The following is a 13,353-nucleotide window of genomic DNA, read 5'->3' as shown; positions in this document are numbered from 1 at the left end:
CAAAGACTGCTTGGTAATCGGCAACTCCTGCAATTCAGGCGAATCCACAGAAGTTGTATCAAGAAGGGAGCGTAGTCTACCGGAAAGCCCCTTTCAGCTCAAACCTTGATCTTCGTTCTGTGGCTGCCAATGCAAATGCCAGTTACCGATCGCACCGCCATCGAGCCCATTGAGGTTCGCTACCGCCAGCAATTGCCCGTCTTTGTAGAGCAGCGGCAATCTGCCGCGCACGAAGGACGGTACACCGCTTTCATTGAGCAAACGTTTCAGGTCCCGATGGCCGCGGCCTGGCAAAGCCATGACCTCTCCCCCTTCACGATAGCGGATCTGTAACGGGCCATCGGGGATTTGTCCGGTGAGCGACAGCGTGCCGTTGTCCGGAGTTACCAGCGGTGAACGCGGGTCCTGCCACACTCCGGCGACAGGCAGAGGGCGCAACCAGCGGCCGGACAACCACCAGATCCGCCCGCCAGCCCGCTGCAGCTCGCCATCGGCCAGCCGCCACACCGGGCAGGCATCGCCGCTGGCGTCGCGCAAATCCTGCCAGCCCGACCAATGGTCAGTGTCCGGCAGGCGGGTCAGCGGTTCGAGCCAATGACTCAAGGCATTGCGCTGCCGGGCGTCGGAGAGTTGCGCAAGCGACGCCAGCTCAAGGGATCGCAAGCCCAGCCAGGCGAATTCACTGACAGAGTTGGCGTTACGCAAATCCATGTCTGCCAGTTCTTCGAGCAACCCCTGCGCCTCGGTCAGATGCGCCGCGCTGCGAGCCATGGTCGCCACCGCTTGTGGCCAGCGCTGAACCAGCACGGGCAAGACTTGATGGCGCAGGTAATTGCGCGAGTACTGCCGATCCTGGTTCGAGGGATCTTCGATCCAGCTCAAACCATGCGTACTGGCATAGGCCTCCAGCTCAGCCCGCGTGACATCAAGCAGTGGCCGCAGCAGATGCCCCTTGCCCAACGAACGCTGACGCGGCATCCCGGACAATCCGCGCACGCCCGCTCCGCGCAACAAACGAAACAGCAGGGTTTCCGCCTGATCGTCGCGGTGCTGGGCCGTCAGCAGCACGTCACCGGGCCCAGTCACTTCGGCGAACGTGTGATAACGCGCGTCTCGCGCCGCACGTTCCAGACTGGCACCGGGCTGCACCTGCACCCGAACGATCTGCAACGAGACGCCCAGCGTAGCGCACACAGAACGACAATGTTCCGGCCACGCATCGGCCACAGCTTGAAGGCCGTGATGAACATGGATGGCGCACAGCGCCGGCAGGGATTCGGTTTTTGCGAGGTGTGCGAGCAGATGCAGCAGGACGGTGGAGTCCAGGCCGCCGGAGAAGGCGATGCGCCAGGTCGCAGCATTGCGCCACGGTTTAAGACTCAGCAAAAGCCTGGAAGGCAAATCAATCGCGGACTGACTCATATCTGCCTCTATGCACAAATCAAATGTGGGAGCGAGCTTGCTCGCGATAGCGGCCTAACATTCAACACATTCGTCGACTGTTACACCCTCATCGCGAGCAAGCTCGCTCCCACATGGGCACTGCGTGTTCGGCTTAGAGACCGTAGCTCATCAGACGATCGTAACGGCGCTTGAGCAGCGCGTCGTTGTCGAACTTCTTCAGCATCGCCAGTTGCGAGCTCAGCTCGGCGCGGATCGATGCAGCGGCAGCAGCCGGATCACGGTGCGCGCCGCCCAATGGCTCGCCAATCACCTTGTCCACGATGCCCAGGCCTTTTAGGCGCTCGGCGGTGATGCCCATCGCTTCTGCGGCATCCGGTGCCTTCTCGGCGGTTTTCCACAGAATCGAAGCGCAACCTTCCGGCGAAATCACCGCGTAAGTCGAGTATTGCAGCATGTTCAACTGGTCGCAGACACCGATTGCCAGTGCACCACCGGAACCACCCTCACCGATCACGGTGGCGATGATTGGGGTTTTCAGGCGCGCCATGACCCGCAGGTTCCAGGCAATCGCTTCGCTCTGGTTGCGCTCTTCAGCGTCGATGCCAGGGTAGGCGCCCGGAGTATCGATGAAGGTCAGGATCGGCATCTTGAAACGCTCGGCCATTTCCATCAGGCGGCAAGCCTTGCGGTAGCCTTCCGGACGCGGCATGCCGAAGTTGCGGCGAACCTTCTCGCGCACTTCACGGCCCTTCTGGTGGCCGATAACCATGACCGGCTTGTCGTCCAGACGGGCGATGCCGCCAACGATGGCCGCGTCGTCGGAGAAGTGACGGTCACCGTGCAGTTCGTCGAACTCGGTGAAGATGTGTTCGATGTAGTCCAGGGTATACGGACGTTTCGGGTGACGTGCCAGGCGTGCGATCTGCCAGCTGGTCAGCTTGCCGAAAATGTCTTCGGTCAGCGTTTTGCTCTTGTCCTGCAGGCGGGAGATCTCATCGCCGATATTCAGCGAATTGTCATTACCGACCAAGCGCAACTCTTCGATCTTGGCTTGCAGGTCGGCGATCGGCTGTTCGAAATCTAGAAAATTCGGGTTCATAGGCGTCCGTCTTGGGTCGAGTCCCAAGGGATCTTGGGCCGGCCGGTTGTCTATTCGCGCCCTACCTTAAGGGACAGGCGCGTTGAGGTCGAGATTAAAAATTCAGGTCTGGGTCAGGGCAATCTGATAGCACTGACCGTCAACGGTATTGGAGGAAGACGTTGTCTCGCCCGAACTGGTCACGCAGGGCTTGAATCAACGCATCCGCCGGATCGATTCGCCAGCCCTCGCCGAACTGCAACAAGGCCTTCGCATCAGGGCTGGTGTAGTCCATGGTGATCGGGCACGCACCGCGGTGACGCTTCAACAGTTCGCCCAACCAGCGTAGCTGATCGCCCTTGAGATCCTTGGCATGCAACTTCAGACGCAGGCTTTCGGCCAGGTTGGTGCGCGCATCCTCCATGCTCATCACCCGCTTGACCCGCAATTTCAGGCCACCGGAGAAGTCGTCATTGCTGACCTCGCCTTCGACCACCACCATCGCGTCGGTCTGCAACAATGATTGCGCCGAATGGAACGCCTCGGAAAACAGCGAGGCCTCGATCCGTCCGGAGCGGTCGTCGAGGGTGATGAACCCCATCTTGTCGCCCTTTTTGTTCTTCATCACCCGCAAGGCGATGATCATCCCGGCAACGGTCTGGGTATCACGCGCAGGTTTCAGATCGATGATGCGCTGGCGGGCAAAGCGACGGATTTCACCTTCATATTCGTCAATCGGGTGACCGGTCAGATACAGGCCGAGGGTATCTTTCTCGCCTTTGAGACGCTCCTTGAGGGTCAGCTCCTTGGCCTTGCGGTGATTGGCGTAGACGTCGGCGTCTTCTTCGACGAACAGGCCGCCAAACAGGTCCGAGTGACCGCTGTCCTGGGTCCGCGCGGTCTGTTCGGCCGCCTTGATCGCTTCTTCCATGGCCGTCAGCAACACCGCGCGATTGCGGTCGATGTTGGCCTGGTAGGCTTTCTGCTCATCGTGGAAGTACGGCCCGAGGCGATCCAGGGCACCGCTGCGGATCAAACCATCGAGGGTGCGCTTGTTGATGCGCTTGAGGTCGACCCGGGCACAGAAATCGAACAGATCCTTGAACGGGCCCGCCAGACGCGCTTCGGTGATGGCCTCGACCGGCCCCTCACCCACGCCCTTGATGGCCCCCAGGCCGTAGATGATCCGGCCTTCGTCATTCACCGTGAACTTGAATTCGGAGGTATTTACGTCCGGTGCGTCGAGACGCAACTTCATGGTCCGCACTTCTTCGATCAAGGTCACGACCTTGTCGGTGTTGTGCATATCCGCCGAGAGTACCGCGGCCATGAACGGCGCCGGGTAGTGCGCCTTCAGCCACGCGGTCTGGTACGACACCAGGCCATAGGCGGCGGAGTGGGACTTGTTGAAGCCGTAACCGGCGAACTTTTCCACCAGGTCGAAAATGTTACCGGCCAGGTCCGCGTCGATATTGTTGGTGGCGCAACCTTCAATGAAACCGCCGCGCTGCTTGGCCATTTCCTCGGGTTTTTTCTTACCCATGGCGCGACGCAGCATGTCCGCACCACCGAGGGTGTAACCGGCCATGACCTGGGCAATCTGCATCACCTGTTCCTGATACAGGATGATGCCGTAGGTCGGTGCCAGTACGGGCTTGAGGCCTTCGTACTGGTAGTCCGAGTGCGGATACGCCAGCTCGGCGCGACCGTGCTTGCGGTTGATGAAGTCGTCCACCATGCCCGATTGCAGCGGACCCGGACGGAACAGGGCCACCAGTGCGATCAAGTCTTCCAGGCAGTCGGGCTTGAGCTTTTTGATCAGCTCTTTCATGCCCCGGGATTCAAGCTGGAACACCGCCGTGGTTTCGGCTTTTTGCAGCAAGGTGTAGGTCGGTTTGTCGTCCAGCGGAATGAACGCGATATCCAGCGGCGGCTCGTTGACCTTGGCGCGGTCGCGGTTGATGGTTTTCAGCGCCCAATCGATGATCGTCAGGGTCCGCAAACCGAGGAAGTCGAACTTCACCAGGCCGGCCGCTTCAACGTCGTCCTTGTCGAACTGGGTTACCAGGCCATCGCCCGCTTCGTCGCAGTAGATCGGCGAGAAGTCGGTCAGTTTGGTCGGGGCGATCACCACACCACCGGCGTGCTTGCCGACGTTACGCACAACGCCTTCAAGCTTTCGGGCCATCTCCCAGATTTCCGCGGCTTCTTCATCGACCTTGATGAAGTCGCGCAGGATCTCTTCCTGCTCGTAGGCCTTTTCCAGGGTCATGCCGACTTCGAACGGGATCATCTTCGACAGACGGTCCGCCAGGCCATAGGACTTGCCCTGCACCCGCGCCACGTCGCGGACCACAGCCTTGGCGGCCATGGAACCGAAGGTGATGATCTGGCTTACCGCGTTGCGACCGTACTTCTCGGCCACGTAGTCGATCACCCGGTCACGACCGTCCATGCAGAAGTCGACGTCGAAGTCGGGCATCGATACCCGTTCCGGATTGAGGAAACGCTCGAACAGCAGGTCATATTCCAGCGGGTCGAGGTCGGTGATCTTCTGCACATAGGCCACCAGCGATCCGGCACCCGACCCACGACCAGGCCCGACCGGTACGCCGTTGTTCTTGGCCCACTGGATAAAGTCCATCACGATCAGGAAGTAACCGGGGAAGCCCATCTGGATGATGATATCCAGCTCGAAATTCAGCCGGTCGACATAGACCTGACGCTTGGCTTCATAGTCTTCGGTGGTGTCCTTGGGCAGCAGGACGGCAAGGCGCTCTTCCAGGCCATCGAAGGACACCTTGCGGAAGTACTCGTCGATGGTCATGCCATCGGGGATCGGGAAGTTGGGCAGGAAGTGCGTACCCAGCTTCACTTCGATGTTGCAACGCTTGGCGATCTCGACGGTGTTTTCCAGCGCCTCGGGAATGTCGCTGAACAGCTCGGCCATTTCCTCGGCGCTTTTGAGGTACTGCTGATCGCTGTAGTTCTTCGAACGCCGCGGATCGTCGAGGGCACGGCCCTCACCGATGCAGACGCGAGTTTCGTGGGCGGCGAAGTCTTCCTGCTTGATGAAACGCACGTCGTTGGTCGCCACCAGCGGCGCACCGAGCTTCTCGGCCAGGGCCACGGCACCGTGCAGTTGTTCTTCATCGTTGGGGCGGTTGGTGCGCTGGATCTCCAGGTAGAAACGATCCGGAAACACGTCCATCCATTCGCGGGCCAGGGTTTCGGCCTCCGCGGGGTTGCCGCTGAGCATGGCTTGGCCGATCTCGCCCTCTTTGGCCGCCGACAACATGATCAAGCCGGCGCTGGCTTCAGCGACCCATTCGCGCTCGATGATGATTGCGCCATTGCGCTGACCTTCGATAAAGCCGCGGGAAATCAGTTCGGTGAGGTTGCGATAGCCTTCAGCGTTCATCACCAGCAGGCTGATCCGGCTCAGCGGGTTGTCCGGATCCTTGTTCGACAGCCACAGGTCGGCGCCGCAGATCGGCTTGATCCCGGCACCCATGGCGTTTTTATAGAATTTGACCAGGGAACACATGTTGTTCTGGTCGGTGACCGCCACGGCAGGCATGTTCATGCCGACCAGGGTCTTGACCAGCGGCTTGATCCGCACCAGACCGTCGACCAGGGAGTATTCAGTGTGCAGGCGTAGGTGAACGAATGAAGCCGGCATAGTGATCCTGCGTTAAGTCATGAAAACAACAAGGCCCGGATTGTACCGGGCCTTGGTAAAAAAAATCAGCCTTGCGACTAACTCTCGATGAGACTTTCCCGTGCCTCATACGCCAGCCGCACCGGGGCAAACGAACGCCGGTGAATCGGGGTCGGGCCAAGACGGGCGAGCGCCTCCAGATGAACGGGCGTCGGGTAGCCTTTATGCCCGCCGATGCCGTAACCCGGGTAGATCAACTCGAACGCGGCCATTTCCCGGTCGCGACTGACCTTGGCCAGAATCGAAGCAGCGGCAATGGCGGGAACCTTGCTATCGCCTTTGACCACGGCTTCGGAACGCATCGGCAGTTTCGGGCAGCGGTTGCCGTCGATCATCGCCAGTTTCGGCTGAATATGCAGCCCGGCGACGGCGCGCTGCATGGCGAGCATGGTGGCGTGCAGGATATTCAGTTCGTCGATTTCTTCGACTTCGGCGCGAGCGATGCACCAGCTCAGGGCTTTTTCGCAGATTTCGTCGTAGAGCTTTTCGCGACGGGCCTCGGTGAGTTTCTTCGAGTCGTTCAGGCCGAGAATCGGGCGGTTCGGATCAAGAATCACCGCCGCCGTCACTACCGCGCCACAGAGCGGGCCGCGACCGACTTCATCGACGCCGGCAACCAACTCTTCGACTTCAGCGACCAAGGTAAAGTCCAGCCCCATCTGCATGTTCGTTTTACTCATTCTACTTGGCCGATCAGGTTCAGCACGGCGTCCGCCGCCTGGTTGGAGGCATCCAGACGCAGGGTCCGGTGAATTTCATCAAAACCACGGGTCTGCTCTTCCCCACCCTCGATCAAGGGTGACAAGGTCTGGGCCAGTGCTTCCACCGTGGCATCGTCCTGCAACAACTCGGGCACCAACAGACGCTGTGCCAACAGGTTCGGCAACGAAATGTAGGGGCTTTTCACCATGCGCTTGAGAATCCAAAACGTCAGCGGCGCCAGGCGATAGGCGACCACCATCGGCCGCTTGTACAGCAATGCTTCAAGCGTCGCGGTACCGGAGGCAATCAACACCGCATCGCACGCTGCCAGGGCCAGATGCGACTGTCCGTCGAGCAGCGTCAGCGGCAGATCGCGACCAGCCAGCAGCTCTTCAAGCTGTGCGCGACGTTGTGCACTGGCGCAAGGCATGACAAACCGCACACCCGGGCGCAACGCCCGCAAGCGCTGCGCGGTATCGAGAAACAACGCACCTAGCCGGCCAACTTCACCGCCACGGCTGCCTGGCATCAACGCCACCAGCGGCCCGTCAGGCAAACCGAGCTCGGCCCGCGCAGCCGCGCGATCGGCTTCGAGTGGAATGGCATCGGCCAAGGTATGACCGACAAACCGCACCGGCACGCCTTTCTCTTCATAGAACCTGGCTTCGAACGGGAACAGCGTGAGCATCAGGTCGCAGCCTTCGCGAATCTTCAGCACGCGCTTCTGCCGCCAGGCCCACACCGACGGACTGACGTAATGCACGGTCTTGATACCGGCCTGACGCAGTTTGAGTTCGATATTGAGGTTGAAGTCCGGCGCATCGATACCGATGAACACATCGGGTTTCGCGGCGATCAGGTCGGCGACCAGCTTCTTGCGCCGCGCCAGCAACTCGCGCAACCGGCCCAGCACTTCCACCAGGCCCATGACGGACAAACGTTCCATCGGGAAATACGAGGTCAGGCCTTCAGCCTGCATCAACGGACCACCGACACCGATGAACTCGATCGCCGGGTGGCGAGCCTTGAGCGCGCGCATGAGGCCCGCACCCAGAATGTCACCGGAAGCCTCACCCGCTACCAGCGCAATACGCAGATTGGCCATGGTTAGCGGGTAATGCCGCGGGTCGAAGACTGGATGGAGTCACGGAACACCGCCACTTCCGGATACTGGGCGGACGGCTCTGCCAGTTCGGCAAGCGCCTGCTCCACGGTCAGGCCCTGGCGGTACACCACCTTGTAGGCACGACGCAGAGCGTGGATCGCATCTTCGCTGAAACCCCGACGGCGCATGCCCTCGAAGTTCATGCTGCGGGCTTCGGCAGGGTTGCCGAACACCGTGACGTAGGCTGGAACATCCTTGCCGATCGCCGTACCCATGCCGGAAAAACTGTGGGCGCCAATGTGGCAATACTGGTGAACCAGGGTAAATCCGGAGAGGATCGCCCAGTCTTCCACATGCACATGGCCCGCCAGTGCGGTGTTGTTCACCAGGATGCAGTGGTTGCCAATCACGCTGTCGTGGCCGATGTGGGCATAGGCCATGATCAGGTTGTGATCGCCCAGGGTCGTTTCCGAACGATCCTGGATGGTGCCACGGTGGATCGTCACGCCTTCACGGATGACGTTGTGATCGCCAATCACCAGGCGGGTTTCCTCGCCCTTGTACTTCAGGTCAGGCGTGTCTTCACCCACCGAGGAAAACTGGTAGATGCGATTGTGCTTGCCGATTCGGGTCGGGCCCTTGAGGATCACGTGCGGCCCGATGACTGTCCCCTCGCCGATTTCCACACCTGCGCCGACGATCGACCACGGGCCGACCTCGACACCGTCAGCCAGGATGGCTGTCGGATCGATGATTGCACGAGGGTCAATCAAACTCATAGTTTGCGTTCCGCGCAGATGATTTCAGCGGAGCAGACCGGCTTGCCATCGACCGAAGCCTGGCATTCGAATTTCCAGATCTGACGCTTGCAGCTGATGAACTTGGCTTCAAGGATCAACTGATCGCCTGGCAGAACCGGCTGGCGGAAGCGCAGCTTGTCGGAACCGACGAAGTAATAGAGGGTGCCGTCGGCCGGTTTCACGTCGAGCATCTTGAAACCAAGGATCCCGGCAGCCTGAGCCATGGCTTCGATGATCAATACGCCCGGCATGATTGGATGCGCGGGGAAGTGACCATTGAAGAACGGCTCGTTGATGCTGACATTCTTGTAGGCGCGAATGCGCTTGCCTTCAACATCCAGCTCCACTACCCGGTCCACCAGCAGGAACGGGTAACGGTGAGGCAGGTATTCGCGAATCTCGTTGATGTCCATCATTTCGGGGGGAAGCCTATGTAAAGATTGGGAACGCGCGACTGACGCACGTTCCGCTAGCAAATCAAAGATGCAAGTCTAGCGGCTGTGCACACTTGATATGGAAATGGTATCAGCCATCTGATGAAGCATTACCGTCAGGGGTCACTTCCCCTACTTGCTTTTCAAGCTGTCGCAGGCGCCGCGCGATGTCATCGAGCTGACGGATACGAGCCGCGCTTTTGCGCCATTCGGCTGCTGGCTGCATGGCCGTACCGGAAGAATAGGAACCCTTTTCGGTAATCGAGTGGGTCACCATGGTCATCCCGGTGATGAAAACGTTATCGCAAATTTCGATATGCCCCACCAGCCCAACACCGCCAGCGAGCATGCAATGCTTGCCGATCTTGGTACTGCCGGAGATCCCGACACAGGCGGCCATGGCGGTGTGATCACCGACCTGAACGTTGTGGGCGATCTGGATCTGGTTGTCGAGCTTCACACCATTGCCGAGAATGGTATCGGCCAATGCGCCGCGATCAATAGCGGTATTCACGCCAATTTCGACATCGTCACCGACCAGCACACCACCGATCTGGGCAATCTTCTGCCAGACACCTTTCTCATTGGCAAAACCGAAGCCTTCACCGCCGAGCACGGCCCCCGACTGAATGACCACACGCTTGCCGATGCGCACGTCGTGGTACAGCGTGACCCGCGGGGCCAGCCAACCGCCTTCGCCGATTTCGCAACGGGCACCGATGAAGCAATGCGCACCGATGGTCACGCCGGCAGCAATTCGTGCCGCGCTTTCGATCACTGCAAAGGCGCCAATACTCGCAGCCGGGTCAACCACCGCGTCCTCGGCCACAACGGCTGTCGGGTGAATGCCGGCAGCCGCTTTCGGCTTAGGATCGAACAGATGGGAAACACGCGCATAGGCCAGATAAGGATCAGGCACCACCAGCGCATTACCGGCATAACCTTCGGCATCAGCAGCCTTCAGCAACAGTGCTGCGGCCCGGCTGTCCGCCAGGTACTTACGGTATTGAGGGTTTGCGAGAAAGCTCAACTGAGCTGGGCCAGCCTCCTGCAAGGTGGCTAGCCCAGTAATTTTTCTCTCCGGGTCGCCACGTAGCGTGGCGCCGAGGAACTCGGCCAGCTGGCCGAGCTTAATGGTCACGGTCATGGATTACTTCAGCTGATTCATGCGCTCGATAACCTGGCGAGTAATGTCGTACTGAGGCTTGACATCAATCACTGCGCCACGCTCGAAGACCAGGTCAAAAGCACCTTTCTTGATGACTTCTTCCACAGCACTGTCCAGTTTCGGCTTGAGCTGCTTCAGCATTTCACGGTCGGCAACGGCTTTGGCTTCGTTCAGTTCCTTGGACTGGAACTGGAAGTCACGGGCCTTTTGCTTGAATTCAAGTTCCAGACGCTCGCGCTCGCCCTGCTGCATTTTGTCGCCACCGGCCATCAGGCGGTCCTGAATACCCTTGGCGCTGGTTTCCAGCGTCTTGAGCTTGGTCAGCTGAGGACCGAACTTCTTCTCGGCATCCACGGCGTATTTCTTGGCCGCGTCGGACTCCAGCAGAGCCATCTGATAGTTCAGAACTGCAATTTTCATGTCGGCAAATGCCGGACCAGCGACCAATACGCTGGCCAGGAGAACCAATTGAGTCAACTTACGCACGATGCACTCCTACAAAATTCATTGTCGTTATCTTGGGTCAGACGCTTAGAACGTCTGGCCGAGGGAAAATTGGAACACTTGAGTCTCGGCGTCATCCGGTTTCTTGACCGGCATGGCCAATGCGAAACTCAAAGGACCCAGTGCAGTGACCCACGTCACACCTACACCAACAGAACTGGCCATATTGCTCAGGCTAATGTCGTTGCACTTGGTGTCGGACTTCGTGCCATCAGCGTTTGTGGTATCCGAGCACGACGAATCGAACACGTTACCCACATCCCAGAATACCGAGGTACGCAGGGAGCGTTGATCTTTGACGAACGGCAGCGGGAACAGAACTTCCACACCGCCCTGGATCAGGACATTACCACCGAACGGCAGTGGATCCTGGTCCGGGTCGAACGCTGTACCAGGGTTCTTGCCGGTACTTGGCGTACTGCGAGGACCCAGGGTGCTGTCCTTGAAGCCGCGTACCGAGTTGAAACCACCAGCATAGTAGTTTTCATAGAATGGCAAGCCGTCGGTCGAACCGTAACCATCGCCATAACCCAGTTCGGTGTGCAGGCGCATGGTGTAGTTCTCGCTCAATGGCTGGAACAACTGGCCACGGTAGTCGAGCTTGAAGAACGACAGGTCGCTGCCTGGAATCGTGGATTCCAGCACCAGGCTCTGGGAATGACCACGGGTAGCAAGCACGCCCTTGTTCAGGGTGGACTCGGACCAACCGGCCGAAGCCTTGAAGTTCAGGTACTTGTCGCCTTCCTTGTTAACGAAGTCGAAGATCTCGTCAACGGTGTAGACGCCGGTCTTGATTTCGTCTTGTTGCGCATTCAGGCCGAAGGTCAGACGCGAAGTCTCGCTGATTGGATAACCGACACTCACACCGGCACCCAGGCTGTCTACGGCGTAGCTGGCGACGTCAGTATCGAGGTCATCGTAGTCGGTGGTGCGGTAGAAGGCGTTGTAACCCAGGCTCACGCCATCGGCGGTCCAGTAGGGGTCGACGAAACCGAAGTTGTAGCGGGTCTGGTATTCGCTTTTGGTCAAGCCGACGCTGACCTTGTTACCGGTACCCAGGAAGTTGTTCTGGGTGATCGAACCACCGAGGATCAGACCGGCGCTCTGGGCGAAACCGACGCTGGCGGTAATCGAACCGGAAGCTTGCTCTTCAACGCTGTAGTTGACGTCCACCTGGTCATCGACACCCGGTACGGCAGGGGTTTCGACGTTGACTTCCTTGAAGAAGCCCAGACGTTCCAGACGGGTCTTGGATTGATCGATCAGGTAGGTCGAAGCCCAGCCGCCTTCCATCTGACGCATTTCACGACGCAGCACTTCGTCTTCGGACTTGGTGTTGCCACGGAAGTTGATGCGGTTCACGTAGGCACGCTTGCCCGGATCGACCGCGAAGAGGATGTCCACCGTGTGATCTTCATCGTGCGGTTGAGGCACGCCGTTGACGTTGGCGAAGGTGTAGCCTTCGTTACCCAGGCGACGGGTGATCAGTTCGGAAGTGGTGGTCATCAGCTTGCGCGAGAACACCTGGCCTTTTTGCACCAGCAACAGGGACTTGATCTGATCTTCAGGGACTTTCAGGTCACCGCTGAGCTTGACGTCACGAACGGTGTATTTCTCGCCTTCGTTGACGTTGACGGTGATGTAGACGTGTTTCTTGTCTGGCGTAATGGAAACCTGGGTCGAAGCGATATCCATGTTGATATAGCCACGGTCCAGGTAGTAGGAACGCAGACGCTCCAGGTCACCGGACAGTTTTTCACGGGCGTACTTGTCATCGTTCTTGAAGAACGACAACCAGTTGGTGGTCTTGAGTTCGAAAAGGTCGATCAGGTCTTCATCGGGGAAGACCGTGTTGCCCACCACGTTGATGTGCTGGATAGCCGCAACGGTACCTTCGTTGATGTTGACCTTCAGGCCAACGCGGTTACGCGGCTGCGGCACCACCTCGGTGTCGACGGTAGCCGAGTAGCGACCCTGGGCGACGTATTGGCGCTGCAGTTCGTTACGCACACCTTCAAGGGTGGCACGCTGGAAGATTTCGCCTTCGGCCAGACCGGATTGCTTGAGGCCTTTCATCAGGTCTTCGGTAGAGATCGCCTTGTTGCCTTCGATCTCGATACTGGCGACCGACGGGCGCTCGACTACCGTGATGACCAGGACGTTGCCATCGCGGCCCAGCTGGATATCTTGAAAGAAACCGGTTTTGAACAACGCACGAGTGGATTCCACCAGGCGACGATCATCCGCCTGTTCACCGACGTTCAACGGCAAAGCACCAAAGACGCTACCCGCGGAGACCCGCTGGAGGCCATTGACGCGAATATCAGAGATAGTGAAGGACTCGGCGTGAACTTCGGCGATCATCAATACGGTGAGAACCGCAGTTAGCAGCAGACGTTTCATGAAGTCCTTTCTTATTCCAACTGGCAATAAACAA

General features: G+C 59.0%; 10 protein-coding genes. All 10 read right to left on the bottom strand.

Going from position 1 to position 13,353, the window contains the following annotated elements; genetic code table 11:
• Positions 1–93 precede the first annotated feature (93 nt).
• Complete coding sequence (gene tilS / locus ACXX83_RS02550) at positions 94–1,422, bottom strand: tRNA lysidine(34) synthetase TilS (protein ID WP_458547481.1); 1,329 nt, start codon at positions 1,420–1,422, stop codon at positions 94–96.
• Positions 1,423–1,555: 133 nt separating this feature from the next.
• On the bottom strand, positions 1,556–2,503 hold the full coding sequence (locus ACXX83_RS02545; RefSeq protein WP_007978369.1) for an acetyl-CoA carboxylase carboxyltransferase subunit alpha: 948 nt from the start codon (positions 2,501–2,503) through the stop codon (positions 1,556–1,558).
• Positions 2,504–2,642: 139 nt separating this feature from the next.
• The gene (gene dnaE, locus ACXX83_RS02540) at positions 2,643–6,164 is read right to left on the bottom strand and encodes a DNA polymerase III subunit alpha (protein ID WP_007978370.1); all 3,522 of its coding nucleotides are present in this window, start codon (positions 6,162–6,164) and stop codon (positions 2,643–2,645) included.
• A gap of 77 nt (positions 6,165–6,241) precedes the next feature.
• Positions 6,242–6,868: a ribonuclease HII gene (gene rnhB / locus ACXX83_RS02535; protein ID WP_007978371.1), complete on the bottom strand. Its 627-nt coding sequence runs from the start codon at positions 6,866–6,868 to the stop codon at positions 6,242–6,244.
• Positions 6,869–6,879: 11 nt separating this feature from the next.
• A complete protein-coding gene (gene lpxB / locus ACXX83_RS02530) occupies positions 6,880–8,010 on the bottom strand; it encodes a lipid-A-disaccharide synthase (protein WP_458547480.1) in 1,131 nt (376 codons plus the stop codon).
• A gap of 2 nt (positions 8,011–8,012) precedes the next feature.
• Complete coding sequence (lpxA, locus tag ACXX83_RS02525) at positions 8,013–8,789, bottom strand: acyl-ACP--UDP-N-acetylglucosamine O-acyltransferase (protein ID WP_007978373.1); 777 nt, start codon at positions 8,787–8,789, stop codon at positions 8,013–8,015.
• The gene (fabZ, locus tag ACXX83_RS02520; RefSeq protein ID WP_007978374.1) at positions 8,786–9,226 is read right to left on the bottom strand and encodes a 3-hydroxyacyl-ACP dehydratase FabZ; all 441 of its coding nucleotides are present in this window, start codon (positions 9,224–9,226) and stop codon (positions 8,786–8,788) included. Before fabZ ends, lpxA begins: the two co-directional genes overlap by 4 nt.
• Positions 9,227–9,335: 109 nt before the next feature.
• Complete coding sequence (gene lpxD, locus ACXX83_RS02515; protein ID WP_217837374.1) at positions 9,336–10,391, bottom strand: UDP-3-O-(3-hydroxymyristoyl)glucosamine N-acyltransferase; 1,056 nt, start codon at positions 10,389–10,391, stop codon at positions 9,336–9,338.
• 3 nt (positions 10,392–10,394) lie between these two features.
• Positions 10,395–10,898, bottom strand: a complete 504-nt coding sequence (locus ACXX83_RS02510) for an OmpH/Skp family outer membrane protein (protein ID WP_015093768.1) — start codon at positions 10,896–10,898, stop codon at positions 10,395–10,397.
• A 45-nt stretch (positions 10,899–10,943) separates the two neighbouring features.
• Positions 10,944–13,319 carry an outer membrane protein assembly factor BamA gene (bamA, locus tag ACXX83_RS02505; protein ID WP_015093767.1) on the bottom strand — a complete coding sequence of 792 codons (2,376 nt, stop codon included), beginning with the start codon at positions 13,317–13,319 and terminating at the stop codon, positions 10,944–10,946.
• Positions 13,320–13,353 lie beyond the last annotated feature (34 nt).

It is taken from the genome of Pseudomonas sp. GNP012 (assembly GCF_054343835.1).
The sequence above is the reverse complement of the archived record's forward strand: the minus strand, read 5'-3'. Positions and strand labels throughout refer to the sequence as shown.